Raw genomic sequence first — 19120 nt, 5'->3', positions numbered from 1 at the left:
GGCGGGATGAACCGTCGCCCCGCGACCTGCGCGGGCGCCGGGTGACTGCCCGCCGTGATTGCACCGGCGGCCCGGACGCTTTCCACGGCGTCGCAACCCGGCCTGTAATATCCAGCCATGTCCCTGAAAATTCTCGACACCTGCGTCAATTGCGACGTCTGCGAGCCGGCTTGCCCGAACAAGGCGATCTCGCTGGGCGAAGAGTTCTACGTGATCGATCCGGCACTGTGCACCGAGTGCGTGGGCCATCACGATGAACCGCAATGCGTGGTGGTGTGTCCGGTCGAATGCATCATCAGCGACCCGGATCACGTCGAATCACCGCAGCAACTCGAACTGAAATACCGGCACCTGATGGCCAGGGAGTCCGCGGCATGAGCCTGGCGATGAACTGGCGGGCGGCGGCGCTGGGCCTGCTGCTGGTCGCAGGCGGCGCGTTCGCTGCCGACGGCGCACCGGCAAAGGCCGCAAGCGGCCACGCCTCGACCCGGGCCCCGGGACACGCGGCGATCGCCAGCGCGAATTTCCACGCCACCGAGGCGGGCCTCGAAGTGCTGGCCAGGGGCGGCAATGCGTTCGACGCCGCCGTGGCGGTGGCGGCCACGCTGTCGATCGTGGAACCGGAAAGCTCCGGCATCGGTGGCGGCTTCATGGCGGTGCTGCACCGGGCCAGCGATGGCCACAACGTTTTCATCGACGCGCGCGAAACCGCGCCGGCGGCGGTGGATGCGCAGGACTACCTCAACCCCGACGGCAGCCCCAATCGCGACACCGCGCTGAAGGGACCGCTGTCGGCCGGCATCCCGGGCGAGCCGGCCGGACTGGTGCTGATCGCGAAGCGTTATGGGCGGCTGCCGCTGAAGCAGTCGCTGGCGCCGGCCATCCGCATCGCGCGCGAGGGTTTCGAGCCGGACGAGCGCCTGCGCGAAGCCATCGCCGGCATGCAGAAGGACCTGCAGCGCTGGCCCGCGTCGGCCGCGAAATACCTGCCGGGCGGCAAGCCGCCGGCAGCGGGCGCGATCTGGAAGGACCCGCACCAGGCGCGCACGCTGGAGCTGATCGCCAGCCACGGCGACCAGGGTTTCTATCACGGCGAGACGGCGCAGAAACTGGTCGCCGCGGTGCGCGCGGCCGGCGGCAACTGGACGCTGGCTGACCTGGCCAGCTACCGGGCGAAGGAGCGCACGCCGATCACGGTCGACTACCGCGGCTACCGGATCGTCACCGCGCCGCCGCCCTCGTCCGGTGGCGTGGCGATCGCCGAGATCCTCAACATCCTGTCCGGTTACGACCTGACGAAGATGGACGCCGCCACGCGCACGCACTACGTCATCGAGGCGATGCGCCGTGCGTTCCGCGACCACAACGATTACCTGGGCGACCCGGATTTCGTGAAGATGCCGCTGGACATGCTGCTGTCGCCGTTCTATGCCGACGGCCTGCGCCAGAGCATCCTGCCGGACAAGGCCACGCCGTCGTCGATGCTGCCGCGCGCCGAGGCGGCCGAGCCGGGCATGCACACCACCCATTTCTCGATCATCGACGCCGACGGCAACATGGCGGCGGTGACCTCCACGGTGAACTACACGATGGGTTCGAGCTTCGTCGCCGAAGGCACCGGCGTGCTGCTCAACGACGAGATGGACGACTTCGCGCTGGTGCCGAACAAGCCGAACGTCTACGGCCTGCTGGGCAGCAAGGCGAATGCGCCGGTCGGCGGCAAGCGCATGCTGTCGTCGATGTCGCCCAGCATCGTGATCGGCGCCGACCGCACCGCGGTGATCGGCTCGCCCGGCGGCTCCACCATCATCACCCAGGTGCTCGAGGGCATCCTGCACTTCATCGACGGCGAGAGCGCACGGCAGATCGCCGCGCACAAGCGCTTCCATCACCAGTACCTGCCGGACGTGGTGAATGTCGAGGCGGGCGTGTTCGATGCCGCGACCAGCGATGCGCTGACGAAGATGGGCTACACGCTGAAGCCCCGCGAACCCTGGGGTTTCATGAACGTGGTGACCTGGGACCGCAAGGCCAACCAGCTCGACGCCGCCAGCGATCCGCGCCGGCCGTCGGGGCTGGGCAAGGTGCAGTGAAACGACATGCAGCGCTGCCGGATTCGCTACTTTCCCCGAATGCTGCATGATGCGGTCATGGCCGCGGGCATTTTGCCGCCGGGCACGATCGGAGCAGGTTGATGGATTTGCGCAAGGGGATTTCGCTGCGTGCGCTGGCGTTGAACGTCGTCGGCGCGCTGCTGGTGTTCGCGGGCATCGGACTGATGGCGACCACGGCGCGTGGCCTGCAGGATTACCGGGTCGCCGCCAGCGCACATGGCGGCGAGGTGATCGACCTGGGCGAGAACGCTCGGCCGGAAGCCGGCCAGCACGGCACCATGGCCCGCCTGGTCGGCACGCCGCGGGTGGTCGAGGCGCCGCATGATCCGGACTTCAACCTGCGGGTGAGCACGCCGGTGCTGGTGCGTCACGTGGAGATGTTCCAGTGGCGCGAGATCCGGGTGGGCGACAGCGTGCACTACGAGCTGGACTGGGTCGATCACCTGCTCGACGCCGGTCACTTCGTCGAGCCGAAGGGGCACGCGAATCCGGTCGGCTTCCCGATCGATGGCAAGCAGTTCGATGCGGGCCTGGTGCAACTGGGCGGATTCAAGCTGGACCCGGTGCTGCTGCATGCGATGCCCGGCATCGTCCAGGTGACACCCGACGCCACCGTGCTGCCGGAAAATCTCGCGGCCAGCTTCTCGCGGTACCAGAACTACCTGGTCACCAGCGCGCACCCCGGCGATCCGCGGCTTGGCGATGTGCGGGTGAGCTGGAACGAGGTGCCGCTGCAGCAGCTGACCGTGGTCGGGCGCATCGATGGCGACCGGCTGGAGGCGGCCGCCGACGCGGCCGACGGCAAGGGGTACGTGGTGCAGCTGGGCGACGTGCCGGTGCTGGACATCTTTCCGGACCTGCCGGTGCCGCCGGAGTTCATCTGGACTTGGCGGATCCTTTCCGTGCTGCTGGCGTCGCTGGGTGCGTTCGCGCTGTTGTCGGCCCATCGCGAGCAGCGCGATCCGCTGCTGGCGCTGAGCCTGGGCGTGCTGGTGGTGGGCGTGGTGGCCGCCGTGCTCTGGCTGGGCGATACGCAGGCGATGGGCGGCTGGCTGGCGGTGTCGCTGGTGGGCCTGGGCGTTGCGGTCTGGCGTTTGCGCGGGCCGCTGTTGGGGTCGGGGCGCGACTGAAGGTTGCCGCTCAGGCGCCGGTGGCCCCGGGCTGTCCGCCGTGTTCGATGAACCACAGCCCCGCGAACAGCTTGGGATCGATGGAATAGCCTTCCGCGGCGCGGGCAAACAGCCATGCGCCCGCTACGCTGCGCGGTACCTCGTGCACCACGATGTTCTCGCTTTCGTCGCCGCCACCGGGGCCGACCCTGTGCAGATCCCGGGCGCGGGCGAACGCGATCATCTCGGTGCTCATGCCCGAGGACGACGGCCCCTGGTGGATGAATTCCACGCGTTCGCAGCGATAGCCGGTTTCTTCCTCCAGCTCGCGCTGCGCCGCCAGCAGGATGTCCTCGTCGTCCTGGCCGGGCAGGTCGCCGACCAGGCCCGCCGGCATCTCGATGGTGTTCTGCAGGATCGACACGCGGTACTGCTCGACGAACAGCACCTTGTCCTCGGGCGTCACGGCCAGGATGATCACCGCGCCGCCGGGATTGTTGCGCTCGGCATACTCCCAGCGGCCGCGCTTGCGCAGGCTCAGCCAGCGTCCCTCGTAGAGGGTTTCCACCGGCGCGCTGGCGTCGGCGGGGATGCGGTCGGTGGGGTGGGTCATCAGTCGCGGCGCCATGCTGGAAGCTCGCGTCATGTTGGCGGTTCGGCGCCGGATCGACAACAGCCTGCCGGTTCGCGACCGACCGCTACAGCCAGCGTGCGCGTTTCAGCCCCACGTAGATGCCGCCCACGATGCAGCCCATCAGCACGATCATCGCCGGGTACGCCCACGGGCGGCTGAGTTCGGGCATGTGGGTGAAGTTCATGCCGTACCAGCTGGTGAGCAGGGTGGGTGCGGCGAGCATCGCGGCCCAGCCGGCGAGCTTCTTCATCACCTCGTTCTGGCGCAGGCTGACCAGCGACAGGTTGACGTTGATCGCCGCGGTGAGCATTTCGCGCATCGCGCTGATCGCCTCGTTTACGCGGAAGGCGTGGTCGTAGACGTCGCGGAAATAGGCGCGCAGTTCCTCGGGGATCAGGTTCGGGTACAGCCGGATCAGCTGTTGCACGATGTCCTGCAGCGGCGCCACTGCCAGCCGCAGCGTCATCAGGTCGCGCTGCATGTCGTACAGGCGGCGGATCGTGCTGCTCTTGAAGGTCTCGCCGAAGATGTCGTGCTCCAGCTGCTGCACCTCTTCGCGGAAGTCGCGCACGATCGGCAGCAGGTTGTCGACGATGAAGTCGAGCACGCCGTAGAGTCCGTAGCTGGGGCCGTTGGCCAGCAGCTCGGGGGTGTGTTCGCAGGTGCGCCGGGCCGGCGCATACGACAGCGAGGCCCCGTGGCGCACGGTGACCAGGTAACGCGGGCCGAAGAAGATGTGCGTTTCGCCGAACGCCAGCTGGCCATCGATCAGCTGGGCGGTCTGCACCACCAGGAACAGCGAGTCGCCATAGGCCTCGATCTTGGTGCGCTGATGCGCGGCATGGGCGTCTTCGATGGCCAAGTCGTGCAGGCCGAATTCGTCCTGGATCTTCAGCAGCAGGGCTTCGTCCGGTTCGTGCAGGCCGACCCAGACGAAGGTGTCCGGTTCGGCCAGTACATCGCTGATCGCATCCAGCGTGACGTCGCCGATGCGGCTGCCGTCCTGGCGATAGGCGATGCAGTTCACCACCATGGGCTGGTCGGTGCGCGCCACGGAGTCTGCTGGAGGCGAAGTCGGATTCATGCCGTGCATGATGCCCCCCGTCCGCGGGTGGGGCAACGCGGATCAGCGGCGGTGGCGCAGGCTCCAGGCCAGGGCGAGCCAGGCCGGCAGCGCAAACAGCAGCCACGGCTGGTTCTGCTGCACGGTGCCGGGCAGCAGGTGCAGCAGCACCGCGACCATGCAGGCCAGCAGCTGGATCGCGATCATGCCATCGATGAAACGCGAGGCCGCCAGGCCGCGGCGCGCGCGCCACAGCGTCGGCAGCAACAGGAAGGCCAGCGGATTGAACAGCAGCAGGTTGGCGTTGGCCCAGGCCGAGTGATGGCTGGTCAGCGTCCACAGCGCCAGCAGCACGATGCCGACCAGGCCCGCGGCAACGAGGTAGATCGTGCCTAGCAGGGCGTAGCCGGTGGGCCAGTGGCGACGGCCCAGCACCAGCAGCGCCGCCAGCAACAGCCCGGCCAGCGCCAGGGGCAGGCGCAGGTCGGGCGGCACGGTCGGCGGCACTTCGAGCCGGTTTGCCGAAACCAGTTGCTCGCCGATCACCAGCGGACGCAGGCCGCCGTGGCCGTCGTCCACCTTCACCTCGCGCAGTTGCGACTGCAGCACTTCGGGCAGGAAGCTTTCCCGCCATGCATCGAGCGGCTGGTCGGCATACGGCCCCAGGCCCAGGTCCAGCACCAGCATCAGCCATGGCTGGCCGCTCATCAGACGATCGGTCTGCTGGCGGTAGGTCATGCCGCCGGCGCGCGATTTCATCTGCGTGGCGACGATGCCGCCCAGCGCCTGGTTCAGCGCATCGCGCACGCGGGTGGTGCAGTTGTCCGCGTAGTAGTCGTAGTTGTAGCCCGCGTTCTCCGGGCGCAGGTTCCACAACAGGAAGTCGCGCAGCGCAGCGGCCTGGTTCGCGTCGAGCGCCAGCGGCTGGCGAGTGATCGAGCGGCCGGCCTCGACGTAATAGCTTTCGTCCAGGCTGGTCGGCGCCGCATCCATCAGGTAGTGCATGCGGCCGCGGGCAAAGTTGACGAAGAAGTTGGCCTCGTTGAAGTCGAACACGCCGTAGTTGAAGCTGACCGCTTCGCCGGAAACCGTGTCGCGCACCTCGATGGCATCGTGGCCGAAGCGCTCCCAGTAGGTTTCACCCGGGCCATAGGTGATCAGCGACACTTCGAGGTTCGCCCCCGGCGCGTTGGCCACGCTGGCATGCGCCGGCGCGATGGCCAGCCACAGGGCGAGGAGCAGGAACGCGAGACCGGTTTGTCGCATGGGTTCAACCTTGTCGTGGTGCTGCGGGAGCGGCGGGCCCGGTGATCCGGCCCCGCGCAGCGGGCGTGATGGAGTCTACTGGCGCACCACGCGGAAGCCCTGCACCCGTCGATCGTCGGCCTCGGTAACGTGGAACAGGTAGTCGCCGATGCTGACTTCCTCGCCGACCTCGGGCAAGTGGCCGAACTCGGAGGTGACCATGCCGCCCACGGTGTCGTACTCCTCGTCGGAGAAGTCGGCGCCGGTCTGTTCGTTGAAATCCTCGATCGGCGTCAAGGCGCTGACCAGCCAGTCGCCGCCGGGCTGCTCGTGCATCAGCTCCGGTTCTTCCTCGTCGTCGTGCTCGTCGTCGATCTCGCCGACGATCTGCTCGAGCACGTCCTCGATGGTGACCAGGCCGGCGACGCCGCCGTATTCGTTGACCACCAGCGCCATGTGGTTGCGGCTCAGGCGGAATTCTTCCAGCAACACGTTCAGCCGCATCGATTCGGGGATCAGCACGGCCGGGCGCAGGATCGCGCGGATGTCGAAGTGTTCGGCGGCGCCGAAATACTTCAACAGGTCCTTGGCCAGCAGGATGCCGAGGATTTCGTCCTTGTCCTCGCCGTGCACCGGGAAACGCGAGTGGCCGGATTCGACCACGGCGGCGAGGATGTCGGGCAGCGGTGACTCGGCCGCCAGCATCACGATCTGCGCGCGCGGCACCATCACGTCGTCAACGCTGAGTTCGGTGACCTTGATCGCACCCTCGACCATGGTGAGGGTGTTCACGGACAGCAGTCCGTTGGTCTGGGCGGAGCGCAATTCCTCGATCAGTTCGTCGCGGTTGCGTGGCTCGCCGGAAAACATGTGGCCCAGTCGATCCCACCAGGTTCGGTGGGCCGGGCCGCTGGTACTGCCGGGGTCGTCGCTCATCACTCGTTGGGATTCTGCCCGAAAACGGGCGGAAGCCCGATTCTAGCGGAAAAATCGCGATGGTTCAGGGCACTGTTGCTCCTCCCCCTGTGTGCAGGAGGAGGTTGGCGACCGGAGGGAGTCCTTCAGGTGAGGGGGTGCTCAGGGTGGCGGGGAAGATCAAGAGCGGACCCCACCCCGACCCTCCCCTGCTTTGCAGGGGAGGGAGCAAGCACGTCAGGCGTAGGGGTCGGCGATGCCGAGGCCGGCCAGGATGCGGGTTTCCAGCGCTTCCATCGCCTCGGCTTCGGCGTCCACGAGGTGGTCGTAGCCGAGCAGGTGCAGCACACCGTGGACGGTGAGGTGGGCCCAGTGGTCGCGCGGTGCCTTGCCCTGTTCGGCGGCCTCGCGCAGCACCACCGGCGCGCAGATCGCCAGGTCGCCGATCAGCGGCAGGTTCATGCCGGGCGGCAGTTCGGCGGGGAACGACAGCACGTTGGTGGCGTAATCCTTGCCGCGGTAATCGCGATTGAGCGTGCGGCCTTCGTCGGCGTCGACGATGCGGATCGCCAGCTCGACGTTCTTGCGACGTCTGGCGCCACGCAACGCCGCCTCCACCCAGCGACGGAAACTGGCCGACGCGGGCAGGCCGGCGCGCGGTACGGCGTAGCCGACGGCGAGGATCACCGGCGCGCTCATTCGCCGCCCTCGTCCTTCTGCTCGAACGCCTCGTACGCCCGCACGATCTTCGCCACCAGCGGATGGCGCACCACGTCGCGCGAGGTGAAGAAGGTGAAGCTGATGCCGTTCACGCCCCGCAAGACCTCGATGGCCTGGCGCAGGCCCGAGCGCGTGCTGCGCGGCAGGTCGACCTGGGTGACGTCGCCGGTGATCACCGCCACCGTGCCGAAGCCGATCCGGGTCAGGAACATCTTCATCTGCTCGACCGTGGTGTTCTGCGCTTCGTCGAGGATCACGTAGGAATCGTTCAAGGTGCGGCCACGCATGTAGGCCAGCGGCGCGATCTCGATCACGTTGCGCTCGATCAGCTTGGCCACCTTCTCGAAGCCCAGCATCTCGTACAGCGCGTCGTACAGCGGGCGCAGGTAGGGGTCGACCTTCTGCGACAGGTCGCCGGGCAGGAAGCCCAGCTTCTCGCCGGCCTCGACCGCCGGGCGCACCAGGATCAGCCGCTGCACCCGGTTCGCCTCCAGCGCCTCGACCGCGCTGGCGACGGCGAGATAGGTCTTGCCGGTGCCGGCCGGGCCCACGCCGAAGTTGATGTCGTGACTGGCGATCGCGTGCAGGTAGCGCGCCTGGTTCGGGCCGCGGCCCTTGATCACGCCGCGCTTGACCTTGATCACCACTTCCTGCGCTTCCCCGGCGTCCGCTTCGGCGATCGCGTCGACGCCGGATTCGGCCAGGTGCAGGTTGATCTTCGCGCCGGTCAGCGCCTCGTCCTCGGTGCTGGCATACAGCGCACGCAGCACTTTTTCGGTGGCCTTGGCCGGGTCGTTCGCGCCGATCACCTGGAAGATGCTGCCGCGGTGGTTGATCTCCACGCCGAGGCGCAGTTCGATCTGGCGCAGGTGCTCGTCGAACGGCCCGCACAGGTTGGCGAGGCGGGCGTTGTCTTCGGGGTCGAGGGTGAAGTCGCGCTGGTTGAGTTCGCTCATAGGGGCGCGAGAGTAGCGCGCCGCTGGCGGAAGGGCCATTGCCGAAAGCCCGCATGACAGGCAATTTGCAAATAATTAATTGATGAATTAATTTACGCGCATGGCCACCTCGAACAAGCGCGCAAAAGCGGGTCGCCGTGCCGGGCGACCCAGCGGTGACGACCAGGACCTGCGCCGGCGCCTGCTGGATGCGGCGATCGCCCAGTTCGCGCGCACCGGGATCGCCGCCACCTCGCTGCGGGCGATCGCCACCGAGGCCGGCGTCACCCCGGCGATGCTGCATTACTACTTCGGCGACAAGGCGCGACTGCAGCAGGCGCTGATCGACGAGCGCCTGCTGCCGGCGCTGGCGCCGCTGCGCACGCAACTTGAACATGCCGGGGACGACCCGGCCGCACTGATCGAGGGTTTCGTGCGCGGCATCGGCGAACTGGTCGTGCACCATCCGTGGCTGCCGCCGCTGTGGGTGCGCGAGGTGCTGTGCGAAGGCGGCGCGCTGCGCGACGTGCTGTTCACCCAGGCCGTGCCGGGCGTGCCGCAGTTGCTGGCGCAACGCTTCGCGGCGGCGCAGGCGGATGGACGGCTGAATGCGGCGCTGGACCCGCGCCTGCTGGTCGTCTCGCTGGTCGGACTCACCCTGTTTCCCGCCGCGGGTGCGCCGATCTGGCGACGCGCGTTCGGCGCCGAAGAGCTGGGGGCCGAGGTCATGCTCAGGCACACACTGGCCTTGCTCGGACACGGTATTGGCGCGGCAGAACCGGGAGAAACCGCATGAAGATCGCAGCCGTGATTTGCCGCTCGCTGGCGGCCTTGCTGCTCGTCATCACCGCCGCTTGCGGGAAACAGGCGCCGCAGGCGCTGGGCACGCTCGAATTCGACCGCATCACGCTGCCGGCACCAGCCGCCGAACGCATCGTGGCGGTCGACGTACGCGAGGGCGAGCAGGTCAAGACGGGTCAGCCGCTGCTGCAATTGGACCCCGCGCACACCCGCGCCCAGCTCGCATCCGCCGAGGCCCAGCTGCAGCAGCAGCGCGAGGTACTGGCCGAACTCCAGACCGGCCCGCGCAGCGAGGACATCGCCAAGGCGCGGGCGAACCTGGCGGCGGCGCAGGCCCAGTCGCGCGAAGCCCGCGCGTACTACAACCGCCTGCTGCCGCTGAAGGGCCAGAACTACGTGGCCGCGGCCGACCTCGATCGCGCCCGCGCCGCGGCCGGCAACGCCGACGGTCAGGTGGCCGCCTCGCGCGCGGCGCTGGACGAACTGCTGCACGGCACGCGCCCCGAGCAGCTCGCGCAGGCGCAGGCTGCGGTGGCGGCGGCGCAGGCGCAAGTCGATGCGCAGCAGGTGTTGCTGGGCAAACTCGCGGTCGTGGCGCCGCGCGCCGGGCGGATCGACAGCCTGCCGTACAAGCTCGGCGACCAGGCGCCGGTGGGTGCGCCGGTGGCGATCCTGCTGGCCGGCGATGCGCCGTATGCGCGCATCTACGTGCCAGTGCAGCAGCGCGCCGGCGTGCACGTCGGCGACGCGATCCGGGTATTCGTGACCGGCCGCGAACAGCCGTATGCCGGCAAGGTGCGGATGATCCGCAGCGAGCCGGACTTCACACCCTACTACGCGCTGATCGGCGACGACGCGGCGCGGCTGAGCTATCTGGCCGAAGTGACGCTGGGTGCGGATGCGGCCCAGCTCCCCGCCGGTCTACCGGTGCGCGTCGAATTTCGCGAGTCCAGCAAGTGACCACCGATGCCGACAGCGTAGCGATCCGCGCCCGCGGCCTGACCAGGCGCTTCGGCAAGCTGGTCGCGGTCGATCACGTCGACCTCGAAGTGCCGGCGAAGCGTGTTTATGGCTTCCTCGGCCCGAACGGTTCGGGCAAGTCGACCACGATCCGCATGCTGTGCGGCCTGCTGACGCCGACCGACGGCGAGATCGAGGTGCTCGGCCTGAAGATCCCCGCGCAGGCCGACGAACTGCGCCCGCACATCGGCTACATGACGCAGAAGTTCTCGCTTTTCGAGGACCTCAGCGTGCGCGAGAACCTGGAATTCCTGGCCGCGATCCAGGGCGTGCCGAAGGCGAAAACGAAGGGCCGCATCGACGAGCTGATCGAGCAATACCATTTCGGCGACCGCCAGCAGCAGCTTGCCGGCAGCATGAGCGGTGGCCAGAAGCAGCGCCTGGCGCTGGCGTGCGCGGTGATCCACGAGCCGGAACTGCTGTTCCTGGACGAGCCGACCAGCGCGGTCGATCCGGAATCGCGCCGCGACTTCTGGGAAAAGTTGTTCGAGCTGGCCGACATCGGCACCACCATGCTGGTGTCCACCCACCTGATGGACGAGGCCGAACGCTGCCACCGGCTGGCGATCCTCGACCGCGGCGCGCTGGTCGCCGACGGCACGCCGGGCGAACTCACCACCGAGCTGGACGGACGCACCTTCGTCGTCGACACGGCCGACCCGCGGGCGGCCCAGCGCGCGCTGGTCGACGTGCCGGGCGTGCTCGGAGTGGCCCAGGTCGGCAACACCTTGCGCGTGCTGATCGCCGAAGACGCCGGCGACGCGACGCAACGCATGGACAAGGCGCTGGCGACGGCCGGATCGAAGGCCGAGGTGGCGCCGGCGCCGCCCAATCTCGAAGACGTGTTCGTCGCCGCCACGCGCAAGGGCGACGCGGACGAGGAGCGCACCGCATGAACTGGCGCCGGCTGTGGGCGATCGTGATCAAGGAACTGCGCCAGATGCGCCGCGACCGTGTCACGCTGGCGATGATCGTGGGCATCCCGGTGATCCAGCTGGTGCTGTTCGGCTACGCGATCAACACCAACCTGCGCGGGCTGGCCACCGGCATCGCCGACCAGGCCAACACCGCCGGCTCGCGTGCGCTGGTGATGGACATGCTGGCCACCGGCGTGGTCGCGCCGGTCGCGAAAGCGGACACGCCGCAGGAATTGATGGCGATGATCCGGGGCGGCGACATCAGCATCGGCATCGTGGTGCCGCCGGATTTCGAGCGCCGCCGCATCGATGGCCGCGAGCTGGCGCAGGTGCTGGTCGACGGCAGCGACACGGCGGTGCAGGGCGCCGCCGCGCAACTGGCGCAGGTGCCGATCGACAGTGCCATGCCGGATACGCGTGCGCCGATGACCAGCACGCCGGCGGGCGGACGGATCAGCGTGGTCGCGTTCTACAACCCGCAGCGCCGCTCGGCGGTCAACATCGTGCCGGGCCTGATCGGCGTGATCCTGACCATGACGATGGTGCTGTTCACCGCCATCGCGATCGTGCGCGAACGCGAGCGCGGCAACATGGAATTGCTGATCGCCACGCCGCTGACCCGTTCCGAGCTGATGATCGGCAAGGTGTTGCCGTACGTGGCGATCGGCCTGGTGCAGACCAGCGTGGTGCTGGCGCTGGGCATGTGGCTGTTCGACGTGCCGATCCGCGGCAGCGTGCTCGACGTGTACCTGGCGTCGGGCCTGCTGATCCTGGCCAACCTCACCCTGGGCCTGCTGATCTCCACCCGCGCGCAGTCGCAGTTCCAGGCGATGCAGATGATGATCTTCGTGTTCCTGCCGTCGATCCTGCTGTCCGGCTTCATGTTTCCGTTCGCCGGCATGCCGAAGCTGGTGCAGTGGATCGCCGAGCTGCTGCCGCTGACCCATTTCCTGCGCCTGATCCGCGGCGTGATGTTGCGCGGGGCGGGGCTGTGGGAGATGTGGGGCGACGTGCTCGCGCTGGCGACGTTTACCCTGGTGATGATGACGCTGGCGATCCTGCGTTTCCGCAAACGGCTGGATTGAGCCGCTTCGTCGCCCGCCGGCTACAGGGTTCGATGCATCACGTAGAGATCGGTGGGGCCGAGCTGCGCGTGACGGAACGCACCGGGCACCTGGCCGACGATGCTGAAGCCGTGGCGCTGCCACAGCCGCACGGCGGTGGTGTTGCTGGCCACCACGGCATTGAACTGCATTGCGCTGAAGCCGGCCTGGCGCGCCTGTTCCAGCGAGTGCTCGCACAAAGCCGACGCCACGCCCTGGCCGCGCGCTTGCGGCGCCACCATGTAGCTGCCGTTGGCCACGTGGTCGCCAGGACCCATCTGGTTGGGCGCCAGCCGATAACAGCCCAGTGCCTGGCCGTCGCGTTCGGCCACGAAACAGCGTGCCGGCGGCGTGGTCCACATGGAGCGGGCCTGTTCGAGGGTGATGTCGCGCGGATAGGTGTAGGTATCGCCGCCGGCAGCGATCGTCTGGAAGAACGGCCACACGCGCACGAACTCGTCCGCGCCGAGTTCCCGGATCACCAGCTCGCTCATGACGCCAGTGCGGCGACTTCGTCGGCCAGCTTCACCCGCCCGCGCAGCGAATTGCTCATCGCCTCGGTGATCTCCACGTCGACGAACTGGCCGATCAGGCGCGGATGGCCGGGGAAGTTGACGAAGCGCATGTTCTCGGTGCGGCCGGTCAGTTCGCTGGCGTCGCGGGTGCTGGGCTTTTCGACCAGCACGCGTTGCACGCTGCCGACCATCGCCTGGCTGATCGCTTTCGCATTCGCGTTGATCGCGGCCTGCAGACGGGACAGGCGTTCGTGCTTTTCACTGGCCGGCGTGTCGTCGGCGAGGTTTGCCGCCGGCGTGCCCGGACGAGAGGAGAAGATGAAGGAGAAGCTCTGGTCGAAGCCGATGTCGTCGATCAGCTTCATGGTCTTCTCGAAATCCTCGGCAGTCTCGCCGGGGAAGCCCACGATGAAATCCGACGACACGCAGATGTCCGGCCGCACCGCGCGCAGCTTGCGGATCTTCTGCTTGAATTCCAGCGCGGTGTAGCCGCGCTTCATTGCGCTGAGGATGCGGTCGGAACCAGCCTGCACCGGCAGGTGCAGGTAGTTGGCCAGCTGCGGCACGTTGGCGTAGGCCTCGATCAGCGAGTCGGAGAACTCCAGCGGATGCGAGGTGGTGAAGCGGATGCGGCCGATGCCGTCGATCTGGGCGATCGCATGGATAAGCACGGCGAGGTCGGCGATGCCGCCGTCGAAGGTGGCACCGCGATACGCGTTGACGTTCTGGCCGAGCAGGTTCACTTCGCGCACGCCCTGGGCGGCGAGCTTGGCCACCTCGACGATCACGTCGTCGAATGGACGGCTGAGTTCCTCGCCGCGCGTGTATGGCACCACGCAGTAGCTGCAGTATTTCGAGCAGCCTTCCATGATCGAGACGAAAGCAGTCGGGCCTTCGGCACGTGGCTCGGGCAGGCGGTCAAACTTCTCGATCTCGGGGAAGCTGATGTCGACCTGCGGCTTGCCGCTGGCGCGTTGCTGTTCGATCAGCTGGGGCAGGCGGTGCAGGGTCTGCGGGCCGAACACCAGGTCGACGTACGGCGCGCGCTTGACGATGGCGTCGCCTTCCTGGCTCGCCACGCAGCCACCGACGCCGATCAGCACCGGCTTGCCGTCCTTCTTGTGCTGCTTCCAGCGGCCAAGCTGGCTGAACACCTTTTCCTGCGCCTTCTCGCGGATCGAGCAGGTGTTGATCAGGATCACGTCCGCCTCGGATTCGTCCTGGGTCAGCTCCATGCCGTGCGACGCCTTCAGCACGTCGGCCATCTTGGCCGAGTCGTACTCGTTCATCTGGCAACCGTGGGTCTTGATGAAGAGTTTTGGAGGCGTCGGGTTGCCGCTCATGACTGGGGATACCGTGGTTCGTGAGGCACGAGGTGCCGTCGTGTGAGCCGTGCAGTTTACCCGCGCGGGCGCCCGCCTGCCAGTAATTCGCCATGCCGGATCAAGCACTTGCGGCATGTCGGCCGGCAGCCCGGTGCCGCTGTCCGCGGTTCCGGCCACGCGTCGGCCAGCGGCCGGAACGCTGCATGGCGCACGAAATCGCCGTCGCGGACTTGGCGCTGGCCACGCATGGCGGCACACTGCGCCTATGTTCGACGTCGCAGGTCATGGGGGAAGCGTCGGTCGACTGCTCCGGGGCTTCCCATTACGCACGATCCCTTGCGGGGTCGCGCTGGCCTGCGGCCTGCTGTGGTGGCCGTCAGCCCGGGCCGGCGTGCTGTATCAATGCACCGGCGCCAACGGCGAGACGGTCTACAGCAGCAGCAAGGTCGGCTATCACGGTTGCCGCGCGATCAGCAGCTACGCTGCGCCCGCGTTCCGGCGCAAGCCGGCACCGCGGCCGCGGGTGTCGCTGACCGGGGTGTCCTCCGCGGTGACGACCTCGGCCCGCAAGCTGGTGGACGGCAGCGTGGAAGCCGCGGCGCTGACGGACGTGCAGGGAACGGTCGAAACCAGCGCGACGCCGATCGGCCCCGCGCCGGCCGGCAAGGTGTCCCTGGCTTCCGTGCAGGGCTCGGTGACCACTGCAGCGACCGCGATCGGAAGCCCGGCCGCCGCCATGCCCGGCCAGTGGAATTATCGCGAGTCGCCGGCTCCCGTCGCCGCGCCGAAGGCGGCCGGGCAAGCGGCCGACAAGGTGCTGCGCGGTGCGGTCTACCGCATCGTGCGGGCGGATGGCAGCGTGGAATACACCAACCTGCCCCAGGTCGGTGGCACGCGTGGCCGCGCCGTCACCATGCTGTTCACCTACATCGCCACCTGCGCCGCATGCAACCTGCATTCGACGGTGCGCTGGGGCAGCGTGGCGCTCAACCTGACCGCGTACGCGGATACGATTCGCGCCGCCAGCGTGGAATATGGGGTCGACGAAGCGTTCCTGCGGGCGATCATCCATGCGGAGAGCGCGTTCAATCCGCGCGCATTGTCCATCGCGGGCGCGCAGGGACTGATGCAGCTGATGCCCGGCACGGCGGGCGACATGGGCGTGCTGGACGCGTTCGACAGCGACCAGAACATCCGCGGCGGTGCACGCTATCTCAGCCTGCTGCTGCGTGACTTCAACGGCGACGAGCGACTGGCCGCCGCGGCCTACAACGCCGGCCCCGGTGCCGTGCAGCGCTACAACGGCGTGCCGCCGTATGCGGAGACCCAGGTCTACGTGGAGCGGGTGGGCACCTTGCGCAAGCGCTACGGCGCGGCGATCCACCAGCCATTGGCTGCGCGGGGACCGGGCTCCGCGCCCTGAGCCGGAAGGTCCTCGCCCTATGCCGTCAGTCGCCGGACAGCGCGTTCGTGCCCATCGCGGGTCGTTGCGCCACGGTGGCCTCGACGTGGAACGGGCTGCCGTTGCGCAAGCCCGAGATCTCGACCTTGCTGCCCGGTTTGAGCGCTGCCTCGGAGCGGCGCAGGCTGGCCGGATCGAGGATGTCCTCGCTGCCGATGCGCAGCAGGATGTCGCGCGGCTTGATGCCGGCCACGGCGGCCGGACTGCCCGGATAGACGTTGGTGACCAGCGCGCCGCGGGCTGCCGCCGGCAAGCCGCTGTTGGCCGCGACCGGCACGAAGGCATAGTCGGCGCCGAGCCAGCCGCGCACCACGTGGCCGGTGGCGATGATCTGGTCCAGCACCTTCTTGGCGGTGGTGACCGGTATCGCGAAGCCGATGCCTTCGGCGCCGGCGGCCTTGCCGATCAGCAAGGTGTTGATGCCGACCAGCTGGCCCTCGGCGTTGACCAGGGCGCCGCCGGAATTGCCCAGGTTGATCGCCGCGTCGGTCTGGATGAAATCCTCGGCGCTGGAGCTGTTCAACTGGCGGCCGATCGCACTGACGATGCCCATCGTCACGGTCTGGTTGAGCCCGAGCGGATTGCCGATCGCCAGCACCACGTCGCCCGGCCGCGGGTCTTCGCTGGCGATCGGGATCACCGGCGGATTGCTGGCGTCGATCTTCAGCACGGCAAGATCGGATTCCTCGTCGGCGCCGACCAGGCGGGCCTGGGCGATGCGGCCGTCATACAGCAGCACCTGGATGTCGGCCGCATGGGCGATCACGTGATTGTTGGTCAGCACGTAACCCTGGGCGTTGACGATCACCCCCGAGCCCAGCGTCTGTTCCCGATGCTGATAGGTCGTCGGCTGGCCACCGAACAACTGCTGCAGCACCGGGTTGTCGTACATCCGCACGGCCTGCTCGGTGACGATCTTGTTGGCGTAGATGTTGACCACCGAGGGCGCTGCGGCGGCCACCGCGTCGGCGTAGGAGACGGGCCCGTTGCCGACCCGGGGCTGGCTGGTCGCCGGTGCGTGCGCCGGTTCGGTCAGCCCGAAGCGCGCACGCAGCCGTTCGCCGCTGCCCGGCCAGAACAGGCCGACCACGAAGGCCATGGCCAGGCCGAGAATGGCGAAGCGGGCAATGAACAGGAGCGTGCCGGCGGCATGTTTCATGTCGGAGGATGGGTCCCGGCGATCGTGGCGAGTGGTGTGGCGGCTGGACTTCGCCGTGATGCCGTTTATTGTACGGGGCAGGGCCTGACGCTACACTAACGCGATTTTTGCAGGCACCAAAACGCCTGTGTCTCAATGGCAAGCAATGTAATCCGGAGAGCCTGATGGCGAACGAAGTCGTCGATCATGGCCGCCGCCGTTTCCTGACAGCAACCACTGCGGTGGTTGGTGGTATCGGAATCGTGTCGGCGGCTGTGCCCTTCATCAAGTCGTGGGAACCCAGCGCGCGTGCCAAGGCCGCTGGCGCTCCGGTTACCCAATCGTTGGCCAAGATCGAGGCGGGGCAATTGCTGACCGTATCGTGGCGCAGCCTGCCGGTGTTCGTGCTCAACCGCACGAAGGCCCAGCTGGCGACCCTGCCGATGGTGGACTCGCGTCTGGTCGACCCCAAGTCCGACGGCGCTTCCGCCGACCAGCAGCCGAAGTACGCGCAGAACGAAGCGCGCTCGATCAAGCCGGAATGGCTGGTCATGATCGGCATCTGCACGCATCTGGGCTGCGTCCCCGACTTCGTGCCGGAGATCAAGCCCGAGCCGTTCGATCCGGAATGGAAGGGCGGTTTCTACTGCCCCTGCCACAAGTCGCGCTATGACCTGGCCGGTCGCGTGTTCCAGGGCGTTCCGGCGCCGAAGAACCTGCCGGTGCCGCCGTATCACTTCATCGATGACAGCACCATCCAGATTGGCGTGGATCCGAAGGAGGCTGGCTAATGGCCAACGTATTCACGAGAGTCGGTGACTGGGTCAACGAACGCGCACCCGGCATGGCGCCGATGTACCGCGCGCACATGACCGAGTACTACGCGCCGAAGAACTTCAACCTCTGGTACTACTTCGGTTCGCTCGCCCTGCTGGTGCTGATCAACCAGATCGTCACCGGCATCTTCCTCACCATGAACTACAACCCGAGTGCGGCGGGAGCCTTCAACTCGGTCGAGTACATCATGCGTGACGTGGAGTGGGGCTGGCTGATCCGCTACATGCACTCCACCGGCGCCTCGCTGTTCTTCGTGGTGGTGTTCCTGCACATGTTCCGCGGCATCATGTACGGCTCGTACAAGAAGCCGCGCGAGCTGGTGTGGCTGCTCGGCATGCTGATCTTCCTGGTGCTGATGGCGGAAGCCTTCATGGGCTACGTGCTGCCGTGGGGCAACATGTCGTTCTGGGGCGCCAAGGTGATCATCTCGCTGTTCGGCACCATTCCCTACATCGGCAACACGCTGGTGGAATGGATCATGGGCGACTTCCTGCCCGCCGACGCCACCTTGAACCGCTTCTTCGCCCTGCACGTGATCGCGCTGCCGATCGTGCTGCTGCTGCTGGTGGTGCTGCACATCGCGGCCCTGCATGAAGTGGGCTCGAACAACCCCGATGGCGTGGAGATCAAGAAGGGTCCCAAGGGCAACCGCTGGGATGCGCTGAAGCCGGCCGACGGCATCCCGTTCCACCCGTACTACACGGTGAAGGACCTGGTTGGCGTGGGCTTCTTCCTGCTGATCGCCGCCTTCATCATCTTCTTTGCGCCGACCTTCGGCGGCTGGTTCCTCGAGCACGACAACTTCATCCCGGCGAACAACCTGGCGACGCCGTCGCACATCAAGCCGGTGTGGTACTTCACCCCGTTCTACGCGATCGTGCGCATGATCCCGTCCTTCCTCGGCTCCGCCGTGTGGGGCGTGCTGGCGATGTTCGGCGCCATCGCGGTGCTGTTCGCGTTGCCCTGGTTCGACCGCGGCAAGGTCAAGTCGATCCGCTACCGCGGCACCGGCTTCAAGGTGGCACTGGGCCTGTTCGTGGTGTCGTTCATCGCGCTGGGTGCGGTCGGCGCGGGCATCACCGCCGAAGTGATCCCGGTCTGGTTCGGCGATGTCGACGTGACGTTCTGGGAAAACCTGTTCGGTCGCCTGATGACGCTGATCTACTTCGGCTTCTTCGCATTCCTTTGGGTCTATACACACTTCGGCTGGGAAAAGACCAAGCCGGTTCCGGAACGGGTGACGACGCATGACTAAGCGGCAGCTGCT

The 19120-nt window shown here is 67.5% G+C and carries 19 protein-coding genes; 10 read left to right on the top strand and 9 right to left on the bottom strand.

The features are described from left to right. The first annotated feature begins 117 nt into the window (after window positions 1–117). From I6J77_RS12710 to I6J77_RS12700, 3 genes are all read left to right on the top strand, one after another. Window positions 118–378: a YfhL family 4Fe-4S dicluster ferredoxin gene (locus I6J77_RS12710; protein ID WP_007807941.1), complete on the top strand. Its 261-nt coding sequence runs from the start codon at window positions 118–120 to the stop codon at window positions 376–378. Continuing rightward, a complete protein-coding gene (gene ggt, locus I6J77_RS12705; RefSeq protein ID WP_204109265.1) occupies window positions 375–2093 on the top strand; it encodes a gamma-glutamyltransferase in 1719 nt (572 codons plus the stop codon). The genes I6J77_RS12710 and ggt overlap by 4 nt, the downstream gene beginning before the upstream one ends. A gap of 101 nt (window positions 2094–2194) precedes the next feature. Beyond that, the gene (locus I6J77_RS12700; protein WP_056767058.1) at window positions 2195–3244 is read left to right on the top strand and encodes a TMEM43 family protein; all 1050 of its coding nucleotides are present in this window, start codon (window positions 2195–2197) and stop codon (window positions 3242–3244) included. Window positions 3245–3254: 10 nt separating this feature from the next. Here the strand turns inward: I6J77_RS12700 and I6J77_RS12695 are convergent, their stop codons facing one another. The 6 genes from I6J77_RS12695 to I6J77_RS12670 all read right to left on the bottom strand — a co-directional run bounded on the left by I6J77_RS12695 (window position 3255) and on the right by I6J77_RS12670 (window position 8756). Then, window positions 3255–3836, bottom strand: a complete 582-nt coding sequence (locus I6J77_RS12695; RefSeq protein WP_204111484.1) for an NUDIX hydrolase — start codon at window positions 3834–3836, stop codon at window positions 3255–3257. A gap of 85 nt (window positions 3837–3921) precedes the next feature. Then, window positions 3922–4950 carry a magnesium and cobalt transport protein CorA gene (locus I6J77_RS12690; RefSeq protein ID WP_082542796.1) on the bottom strand — a complete coding sequence of 343 codons (1029 nt, stop codon included), beginning with the start codon at window positions 4948–4950 and terminating at the stop codon, window positions 3922–3924. 33 nt (window positions 4951–4983) lie between these two features. Beyond that, on the bottom strand, window positions 4984–6186 hold the full coding sequence (locus tag I6J77_RS12685) for a DUF4105 domain-containing protein (RefSeq protein WP_204109264.1): 1203 nt from the start codon (window positions 6184–6186) through the stop codon (window positions 4984–4986). A 75-nt stretch (window positions 6187–6261) separates the two neighbouring features. Then, window positions 6262–7101: an HlyC/CorC family transporter gene (locus I6J77_RS12680; RefSeq protein WP_056717322.1), complete on the bottom strand. Its 840-nt coding sequence runs from the start codon at window positions 7099–7101 to the stop codon at window positions 6262–6264. A 216-nt stretch (window positions 7102–7317) separates the two neighbouring features. Beyond that, a complete protein-coding gene (gene ybeY / locus I6J77_RS12675) occupies window positions 7318–7779 on the bottom strand; it encodes an rRNA maturation RNase YbeY (protein ID WP_204109263.1) in 462 nt (153 codons plus the stop codon). After that, on the bottom strand, window positions 7776–8756 hold the full coding sequence (locus I6J77_RS12670) for a PhoH family protein (RefSeq protein ID WP_204109262.1): 981 nt from the start codon (window positions 8754–8756) through the stop codon (window positions 7776–7778). The genes ybeY and I6J77_RS12670 overlap by 4 nt, the downstream gene beginning before the upstream one ends. A gap of 100 nt (window positions 8757–8856) precedes the next feature. Here I6J77_RS12670 and I6J77_RS12665 point away from each other — a divergent pair, with 100 nt between their 5' ends. Genes I6J77_RS12665 through I6J77_RS12650 form a run of 4 tightly spaced genes read left to right on the top strand, consistent with a single transcriptional unit; the run spans window position 8857 to window position 12558 of the window. Continuing rightward, window positions 8857–9531, top strand: a complete 675-nt coding sequence (locus I6J77_RS12665) for a TetR/AcrR family transcriptional regulator (RefSeq protein ID WP_204109261.1) — start codon at window positions 8857–8859, stop codon at window positions 9529–9531. Continuing rightward, entirely contained in the window at window positions 9528–10496 is a 969-nt protein-coding gene (locus tag I6J77_RS12660; protein WP_204109260.1) for an HlyD family secretion protein, read from the top strand. The genes I6J77_RS12665 and I6J77_RS12660 overlap by 4 nt, the downstream gene beginning before the upstream one ends. A 23-nt stretch (window positions 10497–10519) precedes the next feature. Further along, on the top strand, window positions 10520–11452 hold the full coding sequence (locus I6J77_RS12655) for an ABC transporter ATP-binding protein (protein WP_204111483.1): 933 nt from the start codon (window positions 10520–10522) through the stop codon (window positions 11450–11452). Beyond that, window positions 11449–12558: an ABC transporter permease gene (locus I6J77_RS12650; RefSeq protein WP_204109259.1), complete on the top strand. Its 1110-nt coding sequence runs from the start codon at window positions 11449–11451 to the stop codon at window positions 12556–12558. The genes I6J77_RS12655 and I6J77_RS12650 overlap by 4 nt, the downstream gene beginning before the upstream one ends. A gap of 20 nt (window positions 12559–12578) precedes the next feature. On the opposite strand, the gene I6J77_RS12645 is transcribed toward I6J77_RS12650, so the two are convergent. Beyond that, a complete protein-coding gene (locus I6J77_RS12645) occupies window positions 12579–13070 on the bottom strand; it encodes a GNAT family N-acetyltransferase (protein WP_204109258.1) in 492 nt (163 codons plus the stop codon). Beyond that, window positions 13067–14434, bottom strand: coding sequence for a tRNA (N6-isopentenyl adenosine(37)-C2)-methylthiotransferase MiaB (miaB, locus tag I6J77_RS12640; RefSeq protein WP_056717314.1), 1368 nt, complete (start codon window positions 14432–14434; stop codon window positions 13067–13069). Before miaB ends, I6J77_RS12645 begins: the two co-directional genes overlap by 4 nt. Before the next feature lie 247 nt (window positions 14435–14681). On the opposite strand from miaB, the gene I6J77_RS12635 reads away from it, so the two are divergent. After that, window positions 14682–15839, top strand: coding sequence for a lytic transglycosylase domain-containing protein (locus tag I6J77_RS12635; protein ID WP_204109257.1), 1158 nt, complete (start codon window positions 14682–14684; stop codon window positions 15837–15839). Window positions 15840–15864: 25 nt separating this feature from the next. On the opposite strand, the gene I6J77_RS12630 is transcribed toward I6J77_RS12635, so the two are convergent. After that, window positions 15865–17037 carry a S1C family serine protease gene (locus tag I6J77_RS12630; RefSeq protein WP_204109256.1) on the bottom strand — a complete coding sequence of 391 codons (1173 nt, stop codon included), beginning with the start codon at window positions 17035–17037 and terminating at the stop codon, window positions 15865–15867. Window positions 17038–17201: 164 nt separating this feature from the next. Here I6J77_RS12630 and petA point away from each other — a divergent pair, with 164 nt between their 5' ends. Together petA and I6J77_RS12620 are read left to right on the top strand one after the other, a co-directional pair. Further along, window positions 17202–17807: a ubiquinol-cytochrome c reductase iron-sulfur subunit gene (gene petA / locus I6J77_RS12625; RefSeq protein WP_007807968.1), complete on the top strand. Its 606-nt coding sequence runs from the start codon at window positions 17202–17204 to the stop codon at window positions 17805–17807. Then, window positions 17807–19108 carry a cytochrome bc complex cytochrome b subunit gene (locus tag I6J77_RS12620; RefSeq protein WP_204109255.1) on the top strand — a complete coding sequence of 434 codons (1302 nt, stop codon included), beginning with the start codon at window positions 17807–17809 and terminating at the stop codon, window positions 19106–19108. Before petA ends, I6J77_RS12620 begins: the two co-directional genes overlap by 1 nt. Window positions 19109–19120: the final 12 nt, after the last annotated feature.

The sequence above is a fragment of the Rhodanobacter sp. FDAARGOS 1247 genome (assembly GCF_016889805.1).
Classification (GTDB): Bacteria; Pseudomonadota; Gammaproteobacteria; order Xanthomonadales; family Rhodanobacteraceae; genus Rhodanobacter.
The sequence above is the reverse complement of the archived record's forward strand: the minus strand, read 5'-3'. Positions and strand labels throughout refer to the sequence as shown.

What these genes read in the sequence shown, in the direction of transcription:
- I6J77_RS12710 (WP_007807941.1), top strand. Translation starts at nt 118, where the DNA reads ATGTCCCTGAAAATTCTCGACACCTGCGTCAATTGCGACGTCTGCGAG.
- ggt (WP_204109265.1), top strand. Translation starts at nt 375, where the DNA reads ATGAGCCTGGCGATGAACTGGCGGGCGGCGGCGCTGGGCCTGCTGCTG.
- I6J77_RS12700 (WP_056767058.1), top strand. Translation starts at nt 2,195, where the DNA reads ATGGATTTGCGCAAGGGGATTTCGCTGCGTGCGCTGGCGTTGAACGTC.
- I6J77_RS12695 (WP_204111484.1), bottom strand. Translation starts at nt 3,836, where the DNA reads ATGACCCACCCCACCGACCGCATCCCCGCCGACGCCAGCGCGCCGGTG.
- I6J77_RS12690 (WP_082542796.1), bottom strand. Translation starts at nt 4,950, where the DNA reads ATGCACGGCATGAATCCGACTTCGCCTCCAGCAGACTCCGTGGCGCGC.
- I6J77_RS12685 (WP_204109264.1), bottom strand. Translation starts at nt 6,186, where the DNA reads ATGCGACAAACCGGTCTCGCGTTCCTGCTCCTCGCCCTGTGGCTGGCC.
- I6J77_RS12680 (WP_056717322.1), bottom strand. Translation starts at nt 7,101, where the DNA reads ATGAGCGACGACCCCGGCAGTACCAGCGGCCCGGCCCACCGAACCTGG.
- ybeY (WP_204109263.1), bottom strand. Translation starts at nt 7,779, where the DNA reads ATGAGCGCGCCGGTGATCCTCGCCGTCGGCTACGCCGTACCGCGCGCC.
- I6J77_RS12670 (WP_204109262.1), bottom strand. Translation starts at nt 8,756, where the DNA reads ATGAGCGAACTCAACCAGCGCGACTTCACCCTCGACCCCGAAGACAAC.
- I6J77_RS12665 (WP_204109261.1), top strand. Translation starts at nt 8,857, where the DNA reads ATGGCCACCTCGAACAAGCGCGCAAAAGCGGGTCGCCGTGCCGGGCGA.
- I6J77_RS12660 (WP_204109260.1), top strand. Translation starts at nt 9,528, where the DNA reads ATGAAGATCGCAGCCGTGATTTGCCGCTCGCTGGCGGCCTTGCTGCTC.
- I6J77_RS12650 (WP_204109259.1), top strand. Translation starts at nt 11,449, where the DNA reads ATGAACTGGCGCCGGCTGTGGGCGATCGTGATCAAGGAACTGCGCCAG.
- I6J77_RS12645 (WP_204109258.1), bottom strand. Translation starts at nt 13,070, where the DNA reads ATGAGCGAGCTGGTGATCCGGGAACTCGGCGCGGACGAGTTCGTGCGC.
- miaB (WP_056717314.1), bottom strand. Translation starts at nt 14,434, where the DNA reads ATGAGCGGCAACCCGACGCCTCCAAAACTCTTCATCAAGACCCACGGT.
- I6J77_RS12635 (WP_204109257.1), top strand. Translation starts at nt 14,682, where the DNA reads ATGTTCGACGTCGCAGGTCATGGGGGAAGCGTCGGTCGACTGCTCCGG.
- I6J77_RS12630 (WP_204109256.1), bottom strand. Translation starts at nt 17,037, where the DNA reads ATGAAACATGCCGCCGGCACGCTCCTGTTCATTGCCCGCTTCGCCATT.
- petA (WP_007807968.1), top strand. Translation starts at nt 17,202, where the DNA reads ATGGCGAACGAAGTCGTCGATCATGGCCGCCGCCGTTTCCTGACAGCA.
- I6J77_RS12620 (WP_204109255.1), top strand. Translation starts at nt 17,807, where the DNA reads ATGGCCAACGTATTCACGAGAGTCGGTGACTGGGTCAACGAACGCGCA.